At 71.7% G+C, this 21,730-nt stretch carries 18 protein-coding genes and 1 pseudogene; 12 read left to right on the top strand and 7 right to left on the bottom strand.

Annotation, left to right across the window (positions count from 1 at the left end):
• The 3 genes and pseudogenes from Q1B24_RS18715 to Q1B24_RS18705 all read left to right on the top strand — a co-directional run.
• On the top strand, positions 1-414 hold a 414-nt coding region (locus Q1B24_RS18715), incomplete at its 5' end, for a MarR family winged helix-turn-helix transcriptional regulator (RefSeq protein WP_366916550.1).
• Positions 415-434: 20 nt separating this feature from the next.
• Entirely contained in the window at positions 435-1,553 is a 1,119-nt protein-coding gene (locus tag Q1B24_RS18710; RefSeq protein WP_366916549.1) for a LuxR C-terminal-related transcriptional regulator, read from the top strand.
• Between the two features lie 46 nt (positions 1,554-1,599).
• Positions 1,600-2,503: pseudogene (locus Q1B24_RS18705) on the top strand (IS5 family transposase).
• A 126-nt stretch (positions 2,504-2,629) separates the two neighbouring features.
• Here Q1B24_RS18705 and Q1B24_RS18700 read toward each other — a convergent pair.
• On the bottom strand, positions 2,630-4,372 hold the full coding sequence (locus Q1B24_RS18700) for a glycosyltransferase family 2 protein (RefSeq protein WP_299931529.1): 1,743 nt from the start codon (positions 4,370-4,372) through the stop codon (positions 2,630-2,632).
• Positions 4,373-4,536: 164 nt separating this feature from the next.
• On the opposite strand from Q1B24_RS18700, the gene Q1B24_RS18695 reads away from it, so the two are divergent.
• The 3 genes from Q1B24_RS18695 to Q1B24_RS18685 all read left to right on the top strand — a co-directional run bounded on the left by Q1B24_RS18695 (position 4,537) and on the right by Q1B24_RS18685 (position 7,045).
• A complete protein-coding gene (locus Q1B24_RS18695) occupies positions 4,537-5,904 on the top strand; it encodes a potassium transporter TrkG (protein ID WP_299931528.1) in 1,368 nt (455 codons plus the stop codon).
• 16 nt (positions 5,905-5,920) lie between these two features.
• A complete protein-coding gene (locus Q1B24_RS18690) occupies positions 5,921-6,607 on the top strand; it encodes a TrkA family potassium uptake protein (protein ID WP_299931527.1) in 687 nt (228 codons plus the stop codon).
• A gap of 180 nt (positions 6,608-6,787) precedes the next feature.
• Positions 6,788-7,045, top strand: coding sequence for a GlsB/YeaQ/YmgE family stress response membrane protein (locus Q1B24_RS18685; protein WP_299931526.1), 258 nt, complete (start codon positions 6,788-6,790; stop codon positions 7,043-7,045).
• A gap of 5 nt (positions 7,046-7,050) precedes the next feature.
• Here the strand turns inward: Q1B24_RS18685 and Q1B24_RS18680 are convergent, their stop codons facing one another.
• Complete coding sequence (locus Q1B24_RS18680) at positions 7,051-7,593, bottom strand: hypothetical protein (RefSeq protein WP_299931525.1); 543 nt, start codon at positions 7,591-7,593, stop codon at positions 7,051-7,053.
• A 248-nt stretch (positions 7,594-7,841) separates the two neighbouring features.
• Here Q1B24_RS18680 and Q1B24_RS18675 point away from each other — a divergent pair, with 248 nt between their 5' ends.
• On the top strand, positions 7,842-8,732 hold the full coding sequence (locus tag Q1B24_RS18675) for a PAS domain-containing protein (protein WP_299931524.1): 891 nt from the start codon (positions 7,842-7,844) through the stop codon (positions 8,730-8,732).
• On the opposite strand, the gene Q1B24_RS18670 is transcribed toward Q1B24_RS18675, so the two are convergent.
• Entirely contained in the window at positions 8,722-10,002 is a 1,281-nt protein-coding gene (locus Q1B24_RS18670; protein ID WP_299931523.1) for a wax ester/triacylglycerol synthase domain-containing protein, read from the bottom strand. The two genes, Q1B24_RS18675 and Q1B24_RS18670, sit on opposite strands and share 11 nt — an antisense overlap.
• A 123-nt stretch (positions 10,003-10,125) precedes the next feature.
• Here Q1B24_RS18670 and Q1B24_RS18665 point away from each other — a divergent pair, with 123 nt between their 5' ends.
• Positions 10,126-11,424, top strand: a complete 1,299-nt coding sequence (locus Q1B24_RS18665; RefSeq protein WP_299931522.1) for a wax ester/triacylglycerol synthase family O-acyltransferase — start codon at positions 10,126-10,128, stop codon at positions 11,422-11,424.
• A 277-nt stretch (positions 11,425-11,701) separates the two neighbouring features.
• Here the strand turns inward: Q1B24_RS18665 and Q1B24_RS18660 are convergent, their stop codons facing one another.
• The 3 genes from Q1B24_RS18660 to Q1B24_RS18650 form a co-directional block, all read right to left on the bottom strand.
• Positions 11,702-13,552, bottom strand: coding sequence for a histidine kinase N-terminal 7TM domain-containing protein (locus tag Q1B24_RS18660; protein WP_299931521.1), 1,851 nt, complete (start codon positions 13,550-13,552; stop codon positions 11,702-11,704).
• Positions 13,553-13,670: 118 nt separating this feature from the next.
• Entirely contained in the window at positions 13,671-14,171 is a 501-nt protein-coding gene (locus Q1B24_RS18655; RefSeq protein ID WP_299931520.1) for a hypothetical protein, read from the bottom strand.
• A 103-nt stretch (positions 14,172-14,274) separates the two neighbouring features.
• Positions 14,275-16,314 (bottom strand): MFS transporter, encoded by a 2,040-nt coding sequence (locus tag Q1B24_RS18650; RefSeq protein ID WP_299931519.1) that lies wholly within the window; start codon positions 16,312-16,314, stop codon positions 14,275-14,277.
• Between Q1B24_RS18650 and Q1B24_RS18645 the strand changes: the two genes are divergently transcribed.
• Complete coding sequence (locus Q1B24_RS18645; protein ID WP_299931518.1) at positions 16,315-18,993, top strand: GNAT family N-acetyltransferase; 2,679 nt, start codon at positions 16,315-16,317, stop codon at positions 18,991-18,993.
• Positions 18,994-19,092: 99 nt separating this feature from the next.
• Positions 19,093-19,701: a hypothetical protein gene (locus tag Q1B24_RS18640; protein ID WP_299931517.1), complete on the top strand. Its 609-nt coding sequence runs from the start codon at positions 19,093-19,095 to the stop codon at positions 19,699-19,701.
• Here the strand turns inward: Q1B24_RS18640 and Q1B24_RS18635 are convergent.
• On the bottom strand, positions 19,691-20,674 hold the full coding sequence (locus Q1B24_RS18635) for a YihY/virulence factor BrkB family protein (protein ID WP_299931516.1): 984 nt from the start codon (positions 20,672-20,674) through the stop codon (positions 19,691-19,693). The two genes, Q1B24_RS18640 and Q1B24_RS18635, sit on opposite strands and share 11 nt — an antisense overlap.
• A gap of 227 nt (positions 20,675-20,901) precedes the next feature.
• Here Q1B24_RS18635 and Q1B24_RS18630 point away from each other — a divergent pair, with 227 nt between their 5' ends.
• Positions 20,902-21,297, top strand: coding sequence for an SHOCT domain-containing protein (locus tag Q1B24_RS18630; protein WP_299931515.1), 396 nt, complete (start codon positions 20,902-20,904; stop codon positions 21,295-21,297).
• Positions 21,298-21,434: 137 nt separating this feature from the next.
• Complete coding sequence (locus tag Q1B24_RS18625) at positions 21,435-21,710, top strand: HU family DNA-binding protein (RefSeq protein WP_299931514.1); 276 nt, start codon at positions 21,435-21,437, stop codon at positions 21,708-21,710.
• The last annotated feature ends 20 nt before the right edge of the window (positions 21,711-21,730 follow it).

Below are 21,730 nucleotides of genomic sequence, written 5' to 3'. Positions count from 1 at the left end.
CTGAACACCGTCTCGATGCTGGGCCAGGCCTACAGCCTGTTGGGCTTCCAGATCGTCGACGGCGTCGTCGGGGCCGGTTATCCGCAGAAGCCCAAGCACTCCGCCGTCTTCGCCCAGATCTCTCCCGACGGGTCCCGGCTCACCGAGCTCGCACGTAAGGCCAACATGACCCCGCAGTCCATGGCCGAACTCGTCGACGAGCTCATCGACATGGGGTACCTCGTGCGTCGTCCCGACCCCAACGACGGCAGGGCCAAGCTCATCGTGCTCACCAAACGCGGCCGAGGCGCTGTAGCCGCCGGTCGCCAGACGATCGAAGGCCTCGAAGAACAGGTGACCGAAGTCCTCGGCGAGCGCGGACACCGCGAACTCCGACGACTCCTATCGAAGCTGCTCGACGCCACGACTGCCTGAAGCGGAGTCAACCTCCGAGAATGCGAGCTCATCGCCCGCTACGACACCACTTGACGATGTCCCGGTGCGCCGGTCGTGGCGAGGGGTGGGGCTGTGGCGGAAGCGGTGACGCATCCAGTTGTCAGTTCGGCGCTCGTGCGTCGGCTGCCGTGGCTGCGGCTGTCCTCGCGAACGCGGGCTTCGGTGTCCGTGGACGCGCTCGCCCTGGAGCACAGAACACGCCGGTATGCCGCCGCGGGTGGCGAGCGAGCTGCTGGACGGCACCGTCCGGGCGTTCCGTGGCTACGCCCTGGGACTCACCCAGCTCCTGGTTCGGTTTCGGCGGCCCGTCGGACATGCTGGCGGCGGCACGTGCCGCTACCGGTTTGGAGACCGACGGCCGGTCGGCCCAGTTCGCGATTGCGCAGGCGGCTCTGGGGCGCGCCCACTACGTCCAGGGAAAGCTGGAGCAGGCGGTCCCGCCGCTGCGGGCAGCCTCGCGGGCTGAGGGGGCGCCCGGGATGATCCGCATCGTGGCGTTGTCGTTGGAGTGCTTCGCCGAGAGCGAGCGAGGCAACACCATGCACGCACGTGAGTGCGCAGACCGGGCGATCGAGGTGCTGGACAGCCGGGGGTTGGGGGCTTCGCCGCAGGTGTCGTGGGCGTACGTCGCGTTGGCGTTGGCGCAGGCCGATGCGGGGAAGTCCGACGACGCGATGCGCACCTTGGAGCTCGGCCTGTCGACCCGCGAGCAGGGCAGCACGCAAGCGGTGTGGGGCCCCATCCATCACCTCCTGGTGAGCGCACGCATCGCTGCCCGGCTCGGTCACACCGCGCTCGCGCGGGAGCTGTTGGCGGACGTGACCGAACGGATGAGTCGCTTCTTCGACGGGATGTCGACGATGCTGGCGCGGGTCGATGAGGTCCGCAGGCTGATCAAGGACCACGACGCGGTCGACGTCGTCGGGGAACCGTTGACCGAGCGGGAGCTGGACGTGCTGCGGCTGATGCAGAGCTCACTGAGCTTGCAGGAGATCGCGGTGGAGCTGTACTTGTCCGCAAACACGGTGAAGACCCACGCGCGGGCGGTCTACCGCAAGCTCGGCGCCCACTCGAGAACCGACGCCGTGGCACTGGCCCGCCGGCGCTCACTCATCTAGGGCGTGTCTCCTAAAGGACGCGGGGTCGAGCCGTGATTGTTGACTCATGTCGCGTTCGGCAGTGCTGACTGACGCCCAGTGGGCTCGGATCGAGCCCTTGATGCCATCGTCCGAAGGGCAGCGCGGACGGCCGTTTCGCGACCACCGGCAGGTGATCGAGGGCATCGTCTACCGGCTGCGGACCGGGCTGGCGTGGCGAGATCTGCCCGAGTCGTTCGGCCCGTGGCAGACGATCTGGAAGCGCCACAAGCGGTTCAGCGCCGACGGCACCTGGGACAAAATCCACGCCCGCCTGGTCGCCGAAGCCGATGCTGCAGGCGCCGTCGACTGGAACGTCTCAGTCGACTCCACCATCAACCGCGCCCATCAGCACGCCACCACCTTGAGCCGGATCGAGGGCCCAGCCGGGCGCCGCACGGGGGGCTGAGCCGAACTACAAGGACCTGCGCACCGAGCCGCCCGATCACGCGCTCGGTCGCTCGCGTGGCGGCATGTCGACCAAGATCCACCAGCTCGTCGACGGACAGGGCCGCCCGCTGGTCATCGTGCTCACTCCCGGCCAGGCCGGCGACTCTCCGATGCTCAAGCCACTCATGTCGCACCTGGCGGTCAAGCGCCTCGGGCCAGGGCGCCCGCGCACTCGTCCGGACGCGGTGCTCGCCGACAAGGCCTACTCCTCCCGTGCGATCCGGACCGAACTGCGCTCACGAGGAATCCGAGCGGTCATCCCACAACCCTCGGACCAGATCGCCCACCGCAAGCGCCGCGGATCTGCCGGCGGACGCCCGCCCGCCTTCGACGCCACGACCTACAAGGGACGCAACGTCATCGAGCGATCCTTCAACGACCACAAGCAGTGGCGGGGCCTGGCAACCCGCTACGACAAGCTCGCCACGGTCTACAGAGGAGGCGTCGTCCTACGCGCCATCACCATCTGGCTGCGCGAATAAGGAGACACGCCCTAGCTGTGCTCCGGGTCGGGCGAGTGCACCAGAGTCCACGTGCCCGGCCGCGGCGTACGGCGTCCACTCGGCGGTTGACACCGAACCTGCCGAAGATGCCCTTGTGGTGGGTCTTCACGGTGCCTGGTGGGTATTGCCGCCACGGGCACGGGCATGCCGGGCGTCGCGGCGCAGAGGAGGAAGCAGCTGCAGGAGGCTGAGGACGACGAACACCAAGGTGTTGAACGCCACCCAGATGCTCAGGGCCCGGTACCAGTCCGTCAGGAGCAGCGAGCTCGGGAGCACGATGCCGAACGCGACGACGTACGCAGCGAGCACGGGAAGCATCGCCGCCTGCATGGCGGCGCGAGGGACGTAGTTCCACCCGGCTTTGCGGCCGGTGGCGATCTGGACGATTGAGGTGACGAAGCAGGCCTGGAGGAAGAAGGCGTAGACGAGCTCGACGACCACAGGCGCGGCCAGTGCGCGGGCCCGCCACCCGACTGCCCACACGGTGACCAGTCGTTCGAGGAGGAACACCAGGCCGATCGTCACCCAGAAGGGCGACCATCGGATGCTGTCGGCGGCCAGCAGCGTGATGACCAGGAGGAGCGCATAGGACCACAGGGCGACCACGCCGTAGCCCAGCGCGAGCTGTTGGGTCCAGTACATCGCGGTCGCGCGCGTGAACCCGTAGGCGCCGATGTTCTCCAGCGCTCCTCGGTGCCAGCGCAGACGCTGCCGCCACAGGTCACGCCAGCGGGTCATGACCTCGGTGGTGACGCGGCAGTGACGCGGGGAGGTCATCCGTGCGCCCAGGGTCTTCAGGGCGAGCGTGAGCTCATTGTCCTCGGTCAGCGCGAGCGTGTCGTACACCTTGCCCGGTGGGCCGGGGATCAGGGAGCCCCGGGCCTGGGCCACGGCGCTGAGGGCGAATCCGCGAATCACCGAGGCGGTACCTGTCAGCACGAAGACCCGGTCGAGGCGGCGGGCGACGATTCGCTGGTAGCGGCCGAACTCGTTGCGCTGGAGCTGTCCCACCAGTCCTCCGCCCTCCTCGCCGAAGAACAGCCCACCGACCGCCATCAGGTCTGCGTCGTCCTCGAGCAGGCCGAGCGCGGTCTCCAGGAAGTCCGCGGAGAGCGTCGAGTCAGCATCCATGACCATGACGACGTCCTCGGCGTCGAGCGAGGGCAGGAGCAGCGCGAGCTGCTGGTTGAGCGCGCCGGCCTTCTTCTCGGTGTTGCCGACCGTCTCCACCACCTCGGCTCCGCATGCGCGCGCCACCTCTCCCGTTGCGTCGGTGCAGTTGTCAGCGATCACGATGATCCGGTCAGCGCGCCGGGTCTGGTCGGCCAGCGAGCGCAGTGTGGCGCCGACGACAGCCTCCTCGTCGTGGGCGGGCACCAGGACGGTGCAACGCAGACGGGTACCCGGTGGCAGGTACTGACTCGGAACGGCGAAGGCCGGCCACTCCGGTGGGTGGTCCATGGCCAGGCTGCGGACGGCAACCGGTCCCAAGGTCCATCTGCGGGCCTGCTGCAGGTGCGCCGGCAGGGGCGCAGGGATGCGGCGGTCGCGGTTGAGGACCTGCATCGCCGTGGCCGTCTCGAGAGCGGTGAGGGCGGTGAAGGTCGCCGCGACCAGCGCAACGGCAGCCAGGAGCACCGCCAGCCCAGGTGATCTGAACTCCACGCTCAGGGGGAGGACAGCGGTGTCCGGGACCGTCGTCCGGCCGTCCGTCGTGGTGAGCTGCCAGGCCGCGACCGCGAGCAGCACCAGGCTGAGCATCACGAGCCCGCCCGTGACCCACCCCAGCAGCGCGGCGCGCCCCCGCAGGCTCGCACTCCGAGTCGTTCGGGCGGCCGGATCGTCCATCGCCACCCATCCTCAGCGTGGTGCACGCCTGACCGGTTGACCCGCAGCGGGTGAGTCCTGTGACGGGCGCCAGCGTCGTCGCCGAGTGGTCCGGCATCGCCCCAGAGTGGTCCGGCGCGGCGCGCAGTCGCGGCGGACCGATGCGTGTGCCCTAACCTCGTGGGGTGACGGCATCGCTCACGCGGATCCTGCGGAGGGATGACCGCCCCTGGCTGAGGCACCCTGCCCAGGTCGTCGTCGTCGCCTTCGCACTGGCAGTCCTGGTCGGCACGGCCCTGTTGATGCTCCCCCTGGCTCGCGTGGGAGAAGACGGCGCCCCGTTCATCGTCGCCCTCTTCACCTCCACGAGCGCCGTGTGTGTCACCGGGCTCGTCGTGGTGGACACCCCGTCGTACTGGTCGACCTTCGGGGAGGTGGTGATCCTCGCCCTGATCCAGGTCGGCGGGTTCGGGATCATGACGCTGGCATCCCTGCTGGGGCTGCTGGTCTTCCGCCGCCTGGGGCTGAGGTCGCGCCTGACCGCTGCTGCTGAGACCAAGGCAACGGGACTGGGCGACGTCCGGACCGTGGTGAAGGGCGTCGTCGCCATCAGCCTGCTCTTCGAGACCGTCACCGCGGTGCTCCTCACGCTGCGGTTCGCGTGGGGATACGAGGAGGAGTGGGGACGCGCGACCTACCTGGGCGTGTTCCACGCAGTCTCGGCGTTCAACAACGCCGGGTTCGCGCTGTACAGCGACAGCCTGATGGGGTTCGTGTCCGACCCGTGGATCTGCCTGCCGATCGCGTTCGCGGTGATCGCGGGCGGACTGGGATTCCCGGTGTGGCTCGAGCTCTACCGCCGCTTCCATCCCACGTGGGCATGGAGCATGCATACCAAGATGACACTCGCCGTGACAGCCGGCCTCCTGGTACTGGGCACCGTCTTCGTGACGGCCAGCGAGTGGAACAACCGCGCAACCCTCGGCGCGCTGAGCACCCCCGACCGTCTCCTCGCGGGCTTCTTCCAGGCTGTCATGCCGCGCACCGCCGGCTTCAACAGCCTCGACTACGGCCAGATGGCCGACGGCACACTGCTGGGCACCGAGATCCTCATGTTCATCGGTGGCGGGTCGGCGGGCACTGCGGGCGGCATCAAGGTGACCACGTTCGTCCTGCTGTTCTTCGTGATCTTCGCCGAGGTGCGAGGGGAGGCTGACGTCACGGCCTTCGGCCGGAGGATCGACCCGCGCGCCATCCGCCAGGCGCTCACCGTGGCGCTGCTGGCACTGGGTGCCGTGGTGGTGTCGACGCTGGTCATCCTGCAGCTGGGCGACGTGGCCACCGAGGACGCCCTCTTCGAAGTGGTGTCCGCCTTCGCCACCGTCGGACTCTCGACAGGCATCACCGCCGACCTCCCCGCAGCAGCCCACCTGGTCCTGGCGCTGCTGATGTTCGTCGGACGCCTCGGCCCCATCACTCTTGTGTCCGCGCTCGCACTGCGGGACCACTCCCGCCTGCACCGTCTCCCGGAAGGAAGGCCACTCATTGGCTAGGAACAACTCCCAAGGCGTGGTCGTCGTCGGGTTGGGCCGGTTCGGCCGCTCCCTGGCTCTCGAGCTCACCAAGGAAGGCGTCGAGGTCCTCGGAGTCGATTCCGATCCCAAGGTCGTGCGCACCCTCGCAGGGCGTCTGACCCACGTGGTCGAGGCCGACTCCACCGACCTGGACGCCATGCGCGAGCTCGGAGTCGCCGAGTTCGACCGCGCCGTCATCGGCGTCGGCACCAACCTCGAGGCGAGCATCCTCTCGGCGTCAGTGGTCCTCGAGCTCGACGTCCGCAACGTCTGGGCCAAGGCGATCAGCAAGTCACACGCCCGGATCCTCAACCAGATCGGCGTCCACCACGTCGTCCGACCCGAGCACGACATGGGCAAACGGGTGGCCCACCTCGTCACCGGCAGGATGATCGAGTACATCGAGTTCGACGACGGCTATGCCTTCGCCAAGACCAGGCCGCCCCGCGCCCTGATGGGTCGCAGCCTGGCCGGCTACGGCGTCAGGCAGGAGTACGGCATCACCATCGTCGGGGTGAAGCCCTACGGCGAGGACTTCACCTACGCCACCCCGAGCACCGTGCTCCGCGAGGGCGCCGAGATCGTCATCTCCGGCCCCAAGGACAAGGTCGAACGGTTCAGCGCACTCGGCGACGACAACGGACCCCGAACCGAGCGCCGGAAACCCGGCGCGGCCTGGTGAGCTCCCTCGAGGAACTCGCCCGAGAAGGGTGACCCCTCCGGCGACGGTCGGTCCTACGTTCGCGGGGACACGGACCGAGGAGGACACTGTGGCCGACCGACCCGACAGCCTGACCACGTGGTGCGACGACATGGAAGTCGTCGACCCCGACCGCTGCTCCAGGACCACTGGGGTCGCGCCATGTTGATCCTCGCCATCATCCTGTTCGGCATGGTGGCCGGCGCCCTGGCACAGATGGTGCTCGGCCAGTCGATGCGCGACGTGAACTGGACGATCGCGATCGTGACCGGTCTGCTCGGCTCCTTCGTCGGCGGCCTCCTCGCGAGCCTGCTCGCCGGCGACGGTCTCGAGCTGCGCCCCAGCGGCATCATCGGCTCGTTCGTCGGGGCCCTGCTGCTCACCCTCGCCTGGGGCTGGTACGACAAGCGCCGGGCCTGAAACCGCTACTGCCGGTCGGGCGGCGGCGGCTCGAGGCCGACCGCCGTGCGGAGGAGCTCCGGCCCGTCGTCGGGCAGGTCCGCCCGCAACAGGGTGACCTCCCCGCTGACGATCCGCTGCCGCACCGACGGGACGACGACCGAGAGGTCCTCGACACCGGAGAGCACCAGCAGGGCCGAGGTGCGAGGGACGAGTCGTGCGGTGACCGCGTCGAGCAACGTGGGCTCCACACCGGCTGCGGCGATCCGGTCGACCACGTCCGCAGGAAGCGGATCACCGTTGTGCGAGGCGAGGAGCGCGGTGCGGAGCAGCGCGACCAGGACCGACGGCACCCGCGCGCCCACGTCGGCCGGAGGCCACAGGCGCGTGACGCGGGGGCGGTGCGCGCCGGGTGCCCAGGACACGACGATGGCGTCGATGACCTCGAGCGCACGCGCCTCCTCCAGCCGCCGGAGCCGCACCGACCCGGCAGTGGCACCGAGCGGAGTGCCGTAGCACCACACCGTCAGGGTCGGCACGACGACCGGACCCGACGACGTGGCAGGCACCCGCAGCACTCAGTCGTCCGCGAGGGCCTCACGGATCACGCGCTCCTGCTCGTCGCTGGAGCTGGTGCAGATGCGTTCGCACAGATGGTCCCTTCGGTGGCCCGAGACGACGATCGTCATCCGACGGACGGGGCGGCGGCTCCCCCGGCACAGGTGATTCCTACCCGTGCCGCGAGCCCACCCCGGCCCTTCCGGCCGGGGACTTTCGCCCCGTGACCACCCGGGGCGACCGGGTGCACGCTGGATCGATGAAGACCGAGGCACTCACCGTGCGTCCGTCCGCCGACGAGCAGCTGAGCGCGCTCGGTCACGCCGTGATCGCCACGGACGTAGCCGGGACGGTCGTGGCGTGGAACGCGGCAGCGGAGCAGCTCTACGGCTGGCCCGCCGCGGAGGCCGTGGGGCGCAACATCACGGAGGTGACCGTGCCGGGGGTGTCGCAACAGGCGGCGGCCGAGATCATGAACGCTCTGCGCGAGGGCCGCTCGTGGTCCGGCGGGTTCACGGTCCAGCGGCGCGGGGGCCAGGTGCTGCACGCGCTGGTCACCGACAGCGGCGTGCACCGCGACGGCCAGCTGATCGGCATCGTCGGCGCCTCGCTCAACCTCGGTGACGCCGTCCGGCACCTGATGGAGCGTTCCAGCGATGCCGCCGTCCTGATCGACGAGCACCAGGTCGTCAGCTATGCCAGCCCGGCGGTCGCGAACCTCTTCGGCTGGCCGGTCGACGAGGTCGTGGGTGCACCCCTGACCGATCGCATCCACCCCGAGGACCACCAGGAGTTCGCGGAGCTGCTGGCCGCCGACCCGACCCGCGCCGAGCGGGTCGGCGAGCTGCGCATCCGGACGGACGCCTCGTGGACCTGGGTGGAGGTGGCGGTGACCGATCTCTACACCCAACCCGGGTCGCAGAGCGTGGTCTGCAACATCCGGCGCAGCGAGCGCCTGGCCCGCATCGAGGAGCGCGAACGCCTCATCGACGCGGTGCACTCCGAGGTGCTCCAGGACCTGTTCGCGGCCGAGCTCGAGCTCGACCGCGCACTGACGCGCGCGGCACCCCCGATCGCGGCGCGGATCGACGCCGCTCGCGACGCCGTCGGGCGAGCCATGGCAACCCTCCGCGAGGTCGTCAAACCGTAGCGAGGACCGACCGCCACGCCTCGGCGACCTTCGCGGCGAGGACCTCGACGTCGGGCGTGCTGGTCCCGTCCGCCGTGATGCCGAAGACCAGGTGGTCGCAATAGCTGAGCACCGCGAACCCCAGTCGTACCCGGTCGGCGATCGGCACGACCGGGAGCAGCTGCCGGACCGGTCGGCCGAGGCAGGTCAACGGGGTGCGGGGGCCGGGCACGTTGGTCGTCACGGTCGAGACCTGCTGCTGGGGCACGCGCAGCCCCCAGCGCAGGCCGAGGTCGAGGACCGGGAACGGCAGCAGGCCCGCCAGCGCCTGCAGCACCACTCCCGCCTCGGGCTCGTGCGCCCGGCGCAGGCCGGCCACGCGCTCGTGGACCTGCAGCACGCGCTCGACGGGGTCGTCGATCTCGACCGGCAGCATCGACAGCATGAGGGTCACCTGGTTGCCGGGGACGCCGGCCGTGCCGGGTGCTCGTGACGACACCGGCAGCAGGGTGCGCAGGGCGTGCGCGTCCGGCTGCCGTCCGCGCTCGAGCAGCAGCTCGCGCAGGCCACCGCTGATCGCCCCGAGCACGAGGTCGTTCACCGTCACGCCGAGCTCGCGTCGTACGACGGCGGTCTCGGCGATGTCGACCTCGGTCCACGCGTAGCGCCGGGTGCCGTCGAGCGGGCCGAGCAGGCCCTCGCGCGTCACCGGCAGCATCGCCGCACCGAGCTCGACGACCCCCCGCGCCGCAGCCACCAGGCTCCGCCCGGTGACGCCGGGCGCGGTCCCGGGCGGTGTCGGCGGCGGTTCGTCCGCGGGAGCCTCAGAGTCGAACACCACGCGGTAGAGGCCCGTGCCGGACACCCCGTCGGCCAGGGTGTGGTGCACGCGGGAGAGCAGCCCCCAGCGGCCGTCGGCGAGCCCCTCGCACAGGGTGACGTCCCAGAGTGGTCGATCGCGCTCCATCCGCTCCGCCATGGAGTCCGCGACCAGCCCGGCGACCTCCGCGCGGCCTCCCGGCGCCGGGACCCGTCGTACGACGACGTGCCGGCGCAGGTCGAGCCCGGCGGCGGCCTGCCACGAGGGAGCACGGAGCCTGAACCGGCCGGGCACCACCCGCTGCTGGTAGCGCGGCACCGTCGGCAGCCGCGAGGCGACCAGCGCGCGGAGGTCGTCGACGTGCGGCGCCGGTCCGTCGAGGACGGCCAGCGAGCCGATGACGAGGCACGCGGTCGGGTCGACGTCCTCGGCCGCGAGGAAGGCGTAGGACAACGGACTCAGGCGTTCCATCGGGACCTCCTCCTGCGGTCCAGTCTGGTGGATCCGCGCGGATGGAACCGCGGTCAAGGGTCCCGGATCGGGCGTGACCTACGGCCCTTCGTCCCCCTGCGCCGGCGCCGGGAGGATGACGCCATGACCGGTGCCCGGCACGCTGTGCGGCCCGTCGACGACGTCTGGCTGGCGATGGACCAGCCGGACAACCTCATGGTGGTCGAGGGGTTGATGGTCGTCGACGGCGAGCTCGACCGCGACACCTACGTCCGGCTGCTGCGCGAGCGCGTGCTCGACCGGTTCCCGCGGTTCCGCCAACGCGCGCGGCACGCCTGGCTGCCGTGGCCGGGGCAGTGGTGGGAGGACGACCCGTCATTCGACCTCGACCGCCACGTCCGGGAGGTGCGGCTGCCCGCACCCGGCAACGACGCCGCGCTGGAGGACCACGTGTCGTCCTGCCTCTCGCGCGCCCTCGACCGGCAGCACCCGCCGTGGGAGGTGCACCTGGTCCAGGGGTACTCCGGCGGCACCGCGATCTACACGCGGCTCCACCACGCACTGGCCGACGGCACCGCCCTGCTCCGGGTCATCCTCTCGCTGGCGGACGAGGAGCTCGCGACGGAGGCGGACGACGACCGTCCCGGGCTCCTGGAGGTCGGACGGTCGGCGCTCCGCGCCCTCCCTGGGACCGCCCGGCTGCTGCGGACCCCGATGGTCGCCCAGCACCTCCTGCTCGCACACCGTCCGGCGTCACCGCTCTCGGTGCCGCCGCGCAAGCGTGCGGTGTGGACCCCGTCGATCGACGTGGCGGACCTGCGCGAGCTGCGCCGCGCCACCGGTACGACGGTCACCGACGTCGTGATGGCCGCGCTGGCAGGTGCGCTGCGCCGGTGGCTGCTCGCCCACGGCGCCGATCCCATGGTCGACGCCCTGCCCACGATGGTGCCGGTCGACCTGCGCGGCTCGGCCGCGCTGCGCGCCGAGGACCTGGGCAACCAGTTCGCACTGGTGCTGCTCGACCTGCCGGTCGGGCTCGACAGCGCGCTCGCCCGGCTGGAGGAGACCGCGGCGCGGATGCGTGCGATCAAGGACTCACCGGAGGCGTGGTTGACCTACAGCCTGCTGGAGGGGATGGGCCTGATGCACCCGTTCCTCCGGGTCCACGCCACCAACTTCTTCGCGAGGAAGGCCACGGGCGTCACCACGAGCGTCCGGGGCCCGGACCAGCCGCTGCACCTCGCCGGACTGCCCATCACGCGCCTCTGGGCGTGGGCACCGATGTCGGCCGACCAGAGCCTGTCGACCTCGATCGTGGGCTACGCCGGCAGCATCCACGTCGGCTTCAAGGTCGACACCGTCGCCGTGCCGGACCCGGAGACCCTGGTGAGCGGCCTCCGGGAGGAGCTCGAGGAGCTCACCGCGCTCGCGCGGCAACCCTAGGGGCGTCCGGTCGGGTGTCCGGACGCTTCCGGTGCGGTCCCCCCGCGCGTCGGAGGACCCGGGGAGACAGAGGCCGCGATCACGTGCGCGACGCGGAGGGTGGTGCGCCGATGCCACCGCCGGACGCTGCTGGTGCGGGTCGGTGTCGGTGCTGGTGCGGCGGGACGAGACACGTGCGCTCCTCGGGGAGGACTCGAGCGGGAAGAACGGGTCGACCCGACGCTAGGCGGCACCGTCGGCCCACGGCAGGGCCCAACGTCCCGGCTCGGCTCGGGACCTACGGCGGGGGTCGGTGGTCGGACGCGGCGGCCTGCTCCGGGCCGGCGTACCTGACCACCAGCATCGCCAGGTCGTCGACCAGCTCCTCGCCGTGGAAGGCGCGGACCGCGTCGAGCACCGCTCCCGCCAGCCCGTCCGCGGAGAGCTCGCGGTGGGCGTGGAGCAGCTCGGCGACCCGCTCGGAGCCGAACTGGTCCCGGCCGCGCCGCGCCTCGACCAGACCGTCGGTGAAGACGCACAGCACCTCGCCGGGCGCGAGCTCGACGTCGGCGTCGTGCAGCTCGGGGTCGTCGAACAACGCGAGCGCGGTGCCGAGCGTGCCGACCTCCTCGACTCCCCCGTCCTCCCGCAGGACGAGCGGACTGTGGTGGCCGGCGAGGGAGAGCGTGATGCGCAGGGGCGCGTCGAGGACGTCGTCGGAGCGGGGCGGTCGCAGGTGCCCGTGCACGAGCGTGCAGTGGCGCTCGGACTCCGTCTGCGCCAGCAGCACGGCGTTGACCTCGCGCAGCGTCGCCGCGGGAGTGACCCCGGGCACGGCCAGGGCACGCAGCGTGTAGCGCGTCGCCGCGCTGACGGCGGCAGCCTCCGCGCCCTTGCCGCTGACGTCGCCGAGCACGAAGGCCCATGTCTCCTCGTCCAGCGGGAACACGTCGAGGAAGTCACCGCCGATCTCACCCCCGTCGCCGGCCGGGACGTAGCGGCTGGCGAGCTCGACCCCCGGGACGGCCGGCAGCACCGCAGGCACCATGCTCGCCTGCAGGGTGGCGGCGACGCGGGAGCGGTCCTCCAGCACCTGCTGGAGGCGCTGCTGGTCGCGCACCCGCTGGGTCACCTCGCGCAGCACGACGAGCTCCCCGGCGGTGCGGCCGGAGATGTCCGTGAGGGGCTGCTGGCTGACGTCGAAGGTGCGTCGCTCGCCGCTGACGGGGTCCGCGAGCACGAGCCCACCGGGACCGACCTCAGCGACCTCCGAGGTGTCCATCAGGTCGCGCACCAGCCTGCCGACCAGCTCGCCGCGGGGCCGGTTCGAGAGGGCGACGGCAGCCGGGTTGACGTCGACGACCCGCTCGAACGCGTCGAGGACGAACACGGCGTCGGCCATGCTCTCGACCACCGCGCTGCGAGCCAGCGGGGCCAGGTCGACGAGGCGCTCCTCGAACAGCCCCCACACCAGCAGCCCGCCGGTGAGGATGAACGCGAACGGCGTCAGGTCGATCCGGGTGAACCAGCCGACCTCCAGGTTGTGCAGGACGTTGGCCGCCCACGGCAGCAGCGCCGAGGCCAGCAGCACGACGGCCATCCGGCTGTAGGTCCGCGCCAGCCTCACCATGCTCGCGACGAACAGCACGGTCGCCCCGACGAGCAGCACGTTGTTGTAGGCGAAGATCGCCCAGAACGCCGGCCCCGTCTCGACGATCGGCAGCCTCTCGGTGTGGGCCGTCGGCGGGTAGGACCGCACCAGGTCGTGCGTGGCCGGGACCGCCAGCAGGGTCAGCGCGACGATCGGCGGGACGGCCAGCAGTCCCACCAGGCGACGCGTGACCCGGTCGCCCCGGCCGGTGTACTGCAGCACGAAGACCAGCCAGGCGGGCGCGAGCGCGACGATGCCGACGTACTTGAGGTCGCCCCACGTGCTCTTGAGCGCGACCTCGCCGACCGAGAGCTCCACGGCGTACGCCGTCCCCCACCACGCGACCGCGACGAGGAGAAGCGCCAGGCTCCAGCCCATCCGCGTGCCCCGGCGCCAGGCGACGTACGCCGCCAGCGCGGCGAGCACCAGCCCGGCGCCGGCCATCAGGGTCGCGAGCAGCGTCAGCACCCGGGTCCCTCCGCGTTCGTGCTCCTCCACGCGAGGTCGCGTGATGGGACCTCCACGCTAACCGGCGGGCTCATGTCTCGTCCGGCATTCCGCTCGCGCGTGCCTGCTTTGGGTGAGCCGCTCGAGGGGGCGGCGAGCAACCCCGAGGTCAGCGGGCGTCGCGGGCGGCCTGGCGGCGCGCGCCCATCGAGCGGGAGGACGCGTCCTTCTTGACTCCCCCGCTCGTGCGCACCCGGCGCACCTTGGTGCTGGGCACCTCGGCGGGACCGGAGCCCGCAGGGTCGACGGCGGGACCGGCGGACCGGTCGGCGCGGGCGTCGGCGAGCCGTTCGCGCCGCAGCTCGTCCGACGAGCGCCTCGCCGCGACAGCGACCTGCCTGCTGACCCGGGCCAGCAGCGACTCGAAGACCTCTGCCTTGTCCCGCGCCTTCTGGTTGCGGGCGTACGCGCTCCCCCGGCCGCCGGTCTGCCCGACCGTGAGCGCCGCGCCCCTGCGGTAGACCTTCAGGTGCTTGGAGCGTGCTCGTCGTACGCGCGTGTGCAGGTCCAGCAGCTCGTCCTCGGTGAGGTCGCGCAACGCTGCCGGTTCGGACTCTCGCACGAGCGACAGCTCCGGCTCGGACAGGGTGCGGAGCACGGCTTGGTTCACGACGACCTCCCGGTGGACTGTGGCTGGACCCGACCGTACGGGGCCGGCGGCCCGGCCCACATCACCCGTTGCTCGTGAGGCGCGCTCTGCTGGCTGGGCGACGTCAAGGACCGACCTCGGCGTCGGCTGGCTCGCCCGGCAGGCGACGTGGCAGGTCCTTGGTGAAGGCCAGTGAGAGCAGGGCCAGGAATCCTGCCACCAGCAGCCCGGTCTTGAGGGCCTGCAGCTGCGCGGACTCGTAGTCGTCGACGAGCGCCTCGGAGGTCGACTCGTCGAGGCCCGCCTCGAGGGCGGCGGCTCGGATCTGGTCCGAGGACACGAAGTCGATCCCTCCCCCTACCCCGACGCCGACCTGCTCGGACACCGCGCTGCTGATCTGGTCGTCCTCGGAGACGTTGTCCAGGAAGTTGGCAGTCAGGCCGGACAGGACGATCGCACCGAGGAGCGCGACGCCCAGGGAGGAGCCGAGCTGCTGACCGGTGAACTGCAGTCCGCCGGCCTCTCCCCGTCCGGAGGCATCGACCGAGGACTGGACCACGTTGCCCAGCTGCGAGGCGATGAGCCCCATCCCGACACCGAGGACCGCCATCGACAGGAGGAAGCTCGGGTTGTCCAGCTCGGGCTCGATCGTCGCCATGAGCAGGGCAGCTGCCAGCGCCGCAGTCGCCAGACCGACCCGCACGATGGAACGGATCGAGAAGCGGGCCGACAGTCGCGAGCCCACTGCGGAGGCGATGAACATCGTGATGGACACCGGCAGCATCTGGATGCCCGTCTCCAGGGCGTCGAGGCCGACCACCAGCTGCAGGTAGAGCGGGATCGTGAAGAAGATGCCCATCAGGATCAGGTTCTGGCTGAACAGACCGATCAGTCCGGCACGCAGGGGTGCGATCTTCAGCAGTGCCAGGTGCACCAGCGGGTCCCGACCGGTGCGCTCCCGCCTGTCCAGCCACTGGGTGAACCCCCAGAGCAGCAGCAGGCCGGCGCCGATGACGAACACCGTCAGCGAGAAGCCGAACGGCGCCGCCGGCGAGTCCTCCTTCGGCTTGATCCACCCCCAGACGCTGGACTGCAGCACCCCGAGGACGACCAGTCCGAGACCCGTCGCGGACAGGACCGTGCCGACGGTGTCGAGCTTCGGTGCCGGGCCGGTCCGTGCAGCGTCGGCGACCTTCGGGGTCATCACCAGGATCAGTGCCACGAGCACCACCTCGCCCGCGAAGATGATCCGCCACGAGTACTCCGTCGTGGCCCACCCGCCGAGGATGGGGCCCACCGCGATCCCTGCTCCGGCGACCCCGCCGATCACGGCGTACGCCACCTTGCGCGACGGCCCCTCGAAGTTGCCGGCGATCAGGGCCACCATCGCCGGAAGCACCAGTGCCGCGCCGATCCCTTCGAGGATCGACCATCCCAGCGTCAGCACGAGGACCGTCGGCGCCAGTGCCGTCATCGCCGACCCGCAGGCATAGATGACCAGTCCGACGACGAACGCGCGCCGCCTGCCGATGATGTCGCCGATCTTGCCGCCGGTGAGCATGAACATCGCCATCACCAGGCAGTACAGCGTGATGACGGCCTGGATCGTGGTCACGGTCGTGTCGAAGTCGTCCACGAGGGTGCTGATCGACACGTTCATCGCCGACTGGTCCAGCACCATCACGAACTGCGCCAGCGCCAGGGCGACCAGCGGCAGCCAGCTCGTCCTGGCCGCGACGTCGGTCTGTGTCGACATGACCCTCCACTCCCACCCTCGGTGCGGCGAGGGTCCCGCGCCGCCGTCGCTCTGCGCATCACCCGCCGCGGGTGTCCGTCCGGAACGCACGACGCCGGCCTCCGGGGTGGGGACGAGACGTACGACGTGGCGGCCGGGCGACCGGGCGCGCTTCGGGGTCCACGTCATCCGGCCCTTGCGGGCGTCGTAGCGCACGCCCCGGACCCGCTCGCCACCGACGAAGAGCTTCAGGTCGCGCGCGCGGACCTCGGAGTGCCGGTCGACGACCTTCGCGGAGAGCTTCGGCGTGCGGTCACGCGTCGTGATCGAGCCGTGCCGGAAGCCGGTGGTCTTGCTGAGGACGAGGACGTCGTACGTCGGCTCGGCGAGACGCTGGCACCCGGACGCCCGCTCTGGCACCTTGGGCACGTGACCGACCAGCCTCCGGAACTCGCTCCGCGGGACTGGAACGCCGAGCCCGCTGACGTGCTGCTCGCCGACGGCACGGTCGCGGTGATCCGGTCGCTGCGCGAGGACGACCGCGACGCGGTGCTCGCCCTGCACGAGTCGGTGTCGGTGGACACGCTCCGGCTGCGCTTCTTCTCCCCCAGCCGCGAGGCGGGCCGTCTCTACGTCGACCACCTCTTCGCCCGGGACAACACGTCCTCGGCGGCGCTGGTGGCGCTGGTGCGCGGTCGGGTCGCCGGGCTCGCGACCGCCGAGCTGCTCTCCCCCGACAGCGCCGAGGTGGCGTTCCTGGTCGCGGACGAGGACCGCGGCCGGGGGCTGGGCAGCCTGCTGCTCGAGCACCTCGCCGCACTGGGTCGCCGGCACGGGGTCAGCCGGTTCGTGGCCGAGGTGCTCGGCGACAACTACGGCATGCTCGGCGTCTTCCGGGCGGCCGGCTTCGCCGCCACGCGGCGCGCGGTGGCGGGCGAGGTCGACGTCGAGCTGCACACCGACGCCTCCCGCGAGGCCGTGGAGGCGGCGGACCGACGCGAGTGGCGCGCGGCCGCCCGGTCCCTCCGCCCGCTGCTCCACCCCGCGAGCGTCGCGGTCGTCGGCGTACGACGCTCGGCGGGCGGCTTCGGGCACGGCGTGCTGGAGGCGATCCGCAGCTCGCCCTACGCCGGCGCCCTGCACGTCGTGCACCCGGAGGCGGACGCCATCGACGGACTGCCGACCGTCCGCAGCCTGGCCGACCTCGACGACCCGGTCGACCTCGTCGTGGTCGCTGTCCCGGCCGACGGCGTGGCCGACGTGCTGCGCGACGCGGCCGCCAACGGGGCGGGATCCGCGCTCGTGATCTCCTCGGGCTTCTCCGGGACCGGGCGCGACGAGCGGCGCCGCGAGCTGCTCGGCCTCGCCCGGGCCCACAGCCTGCGCCTGGTGGGTCCGAACTCCCAGGGCGTCCTGGCCAACGGCGACGGGCTCGACGCGACGCTGCTCCACGACGTGCCGGAGGTGGGTGGCCTCGCGGTCGCCTCCCAGTCGGGGGGCATGGGGTTCGCCCTGCTCGACCTGGCCCGCGACGTCGGGCTGGGCGTGCAGGCCTTCGTCTCCCTCGGCGACAAGGTCGACGTGTCGAGCAACGACCTCCTCGCCGCGTGGATGGACGACGAGTCGGTCGCCGCCTGCGCGCTCTACCTCGAGTCGTTCGGCAACGCGCTGAAGTTCGCCCGGACCGCCCGCCGCTTCGCCGAGCAGAAGCCCCTGCTCGCGGTGGTGGGCGGCCGGTCGCGGGCGCGCCAGGACCCCTCGGTCTCGACCGTGGGCGTCGGCGTCGACGCCCTGCTGGACCAGTCCGGGGTGATCGCCTGCCCCACCGGAGCGGAGCTGACCGAGACCGCGCTGCTGCTCGTGGAGCAGCCGCTACCGGCCGGGCTCCGGGTGTGCATCGTCTCCAACACCGGCGGCGTGGGCGCCCTGACGACCGACCGGGCCGACGGCCAGGGGATGGTCGTCGAGCCGACGTCGTACGACCTCGGCGCCGCCCTGCGTGCGGCGGTCCCGGGCGCGGTCGACGTACGCAACCCAGTGGACCTCGGCGCCGACGTCACCCCCGACGAGCTCACGGCCGCGCTCCGCGCCGTGCTCGACGCCGGTGAGACCGACGCCGTCCTGGTGCTGCTCGTGGCCAACCGGCTCACCGACCGCGACGCGCTCTTCGCCGCGGTCGCCCGGGCGCGGCCCTCGGGCGCCGACGTGCCCCTGCTCCTGGTCACGCCGGGTGCGGCGTTCGAGGCGGCGCGCGGGCTGCCGGGCGTCACGGTCTACCGCTCGACCGACGCCGCGATCGGGGCGCTCGGCCGGGCCATGCGCTACGCCGCCTGGCGCCGCGTGCCTGCCGACCAGCCGGAGGTCGAGCTCGGCACCCGCGGCGTCCACGCCCGCACCTGGGCCCGCTCCCGGCTGACCGACCGCCACGGCGAGCCCGAGTGGCTGGCGCCCTCCGCGCACGGGGAGCTGCTCGCGCCCTACGGCATCCACCTCGTCGGCCGGCTCGCCCACGGACCCGACGAGGCGGAGACGGTCGCGGCGGAGATCGGCTACCCCGTGGCCGTGAAGGTCGCCGACCCGACGGTGCTGCACAAGTCCGACCGAGGCCTGGTCCGGATCGACCTGCGCACCGGCCGGGACGTCGCGGACGCCGTACGCCGCTTCACCGACGAGCTCGGCCGGGACCACGTCGACGTGCTCGTCCAGCCGCTCGTGCTCGGGCACCTCGCCTCGGTCGGCCTCGTGCGCGACCCGCAGCTCGGTCCGCTCGTCCGGGTCGCGAGCGGCGCGGGACCCGTCGGCAGCTGGGCCGAGGAGGTGCTGCTGCTGCCGCCCGTCGGGGCCGCCGACGCGGCGCGGGCGGTGCGTGCCCTCCGGCTGTGGCCCCAGCTGGTCGGCGACCACGGTCTCGAGGAGGTGGACCTCGCCCCGCTCGAGGCGCTGGTGATGTCGGTGGGCCGGCTGGCCGTCGACGTGCCCCACGTCGCCGACCTCACCCTCGAGCCGGTGGTCGTCAACGCGCACGGGCTCTTCTGCGTCGACGTGAAGCTCCGCCTCGCCGAGCCGCCCGAGCTCGACACCGGCATCCCGCGCAGGCTCCGGTCCTAGCCGGCTCCCGCCGAACCACCCGTCGCGGGTGGGGTCCGGCCCGGCCGCCCGGATGACGATCGAACCAGCACCCGTCGCCCGGACCGAGGAGGAGCCGACGTGCACCCTGCCGCCGGAGAAGTCGACCACACCCCGCACGCCCCACGGAGGTCAGCGCGACACCGCCTGGTCCTCACCGGGCTCCTCGCCACACTGGCGCTGGTCGTCTCGGCGTGCAGCGACGCCGACGACGGATCCGCGGACGAGCCGACCGCGGCCGAGACGTGGGCCTCCGACGTCTGCTCGACGGTCGGTGCGTGGACCACCACGGTCGAGGACGCCCGCACCACGCTCAGCACACCGCGCGACCTCAGCGTCGACGAGCTCGAGGCGACGGTCACCGAGGTCAGCGACGCCACCTCCACGCTGGTGGACGACCTGGGCGGTCTGGGCACCCCGGACACGGAGTCCGGCGACGAGGCCGAGCAGCGGATCGCGTCGCTGTCGGAGCAGCTCCAGGAGCAGGCTGCCGTCGTGGAGGACGGCTCCGGTGGCGAGCCGCAGGGGATGGAGGAGCTCCTCACCCGCGTCTCGACCGTCACCGGCGCCGTGGCCCAGATGATCTCGGACACGCAGGCAGCCGTCGCCGACCTCCGCACGCTGGACGGGGCCCAGGAGCTGGAGGACGCCTTCTCCAGCGCGGCATCCTGCGAGGACCTCAGGTCCTGACGTCCGGTCCGCTGACCTGGATCCGGGACTCGGTGGACTGGTCGCGCTCGCGCCGCAGCCAGCTGCCGAGCCATCCTCGGTCGACCGCGATCGCCCGTCCGAGGACCGCCGTGAGGAGGACGCAGAAGGACACGACGTAGAGCCAGGCCAGGTAGGTGAAGGCGACCCCGATGGTGCCGTACCTGCTGGCGCTGGCGTCGAGCGCGTGCGGCAGCCACACCGCCGAGGCCGGCCGGACGACCAACATCAGGCCGGCGAAGAGGACGGCCGCCGGCAGGAGACAACGGGGCCTGACGGCGCCCGACAGCAGGAGCCACGGGACGAACGTCACGATGACCAGGTCGCACGCGAACGCCACGATCCGTTCCCACACGTCCCCCGGCGGGACCGCGGAGGCGAACTGGCTCAGGGCTCGCACCACGAACAGCGAGAGTGCCAGCGCGACGACCACCGCCAGCCACCTCCACGCCGAGCGCAGCGTGCTGCGGGGACGCGGCAGCTCCCAGATGGCGGCGTAGGCGCGCGTCAGCGCACGGAACAGGCTGGTCGCCGATGCCAGGACGATGAGCACACCCACGACGCCGAACCCGGCGCTGGCGGACGCCTCGACAGCCTGGTCCAGCACCGACCGTGACTCCTCGGGCATGTCCACGGCGTCAGCGATCGTGTCCGCGTGCCGGCTGCCCACCCAGCTGGCCAAGAGGATCAGGATGGGGAACACCGAGGTGAAGAACTGGGCTGCGATGGTCATCGAGCGGTCGAAGATCTCGATGCGGACACAGCCCTCGGCGCTGTTGAGCGCGATCCGACCCGGCCATCTCGCGACCAGCCGCCTGACCGGCCCACGCGATCGCGCAGGCAGGCGGTCGATCGCCCGGTGCGCGAGCTCCTCCGGTGACCACGCCGCGGGGAGATCGCCCTCGGGCGACACGTCCCCGTCGGGGGCTGGACCGCGACCACCGACCTGGCTCATGGCTCGATGCCTACAGCAGGAAGGACGCCGCAACCTCACCTCACCCGGATGAGTCGCTCACGACGCGACGGCTCGTCGCGGGCTCGACAGCACTCTGGGGCCGACCCACCGGGCCGGGCGGTCCGATCCTCACTCGTTACGGGTGAGGAAGTGCCCCGAGACCTCCGCCACGCTCGCCACACCCCCGATCAATCCGCCTCGGGGGTCAGGACCGAAAGGACGAGATCATGGACTCCATCACCACGGACTTCTGGGACGTGCTCCTGTGGAGCTTCTGGTTCTTCATCTGGATCGCAGCGCTGATGGTGTGGTTCCGCTGCCTGGTCGACCTCTTCGGCGACGACTCGCTCAGCGGATGGGGAAAGGCCGGGTGGGCGATCCTCCTCATCCTCGTGCCGTGGCTCGGAGCACTGATCTACGTGATCGCCCGCGGCCGGAGCATGACCCAGCGACAGATCGCATCGGCGGAGAAGGTGAGGGCCGACCAGGAGCAGTACATCAAGCAGGTGGCGGGCTCCGGCCCGAGCCCGGCCGACCAGATCGCCCAGGGAAGGGCGCTGCTCGACGCAGGCACGATCACCCAGCCGGAGTTCGACGCCCTGAAGGCGAAGGCACTGGCCTGAGCAGCAGGCGTCCGCGGGGCGCAGTCAGCGTGACGCACGACCGCCTTCCCACCCCTTCGGGTCGGGCGGCGACGCACCGTCGTGAGCGTCGTTGTTGAATGGCCGCCGTAAGAGAATCCCGACGATCAGGAGATCACGTGAACAAGACCGAGCTGCGCGACGCCATCGCCTCGCACGCCGAGCTGAGCAACGCCCAGGCTGACAAGGCCCTCGAGGCCGTCATCGCCTCCATCACCACCGCTGTCGCAGGTGGCGACAAGGTCACCGTCCCGGGCTTCGGGACGTTCGAGTCCCGCGAGCGCTCCGCCCGCACCGGCCGCAACCCGCAGACCGGTGAGACGATGGAGATCGCTGCGAGCAAGGCTCCCGCCTTCAAGCCGGCTGCTGCGTTCAAGAACGCCGTCAACGGCTGACGCACAGCCCCACCGTCGAC

This window comes from uncultured Nocardioides sp., from assembly GCF_947488025.1.
Lineage (GTDB): Bacteria > Actinomycetota > Actinomycetes > Propionibacteriales > Nocardioidaceae > Nocardioides.
The sequence above is the reverse complement of the archived record's forward strand: the minus strand, read 5'-3'. Positions and strand labels throughout refer to the sequence as shown.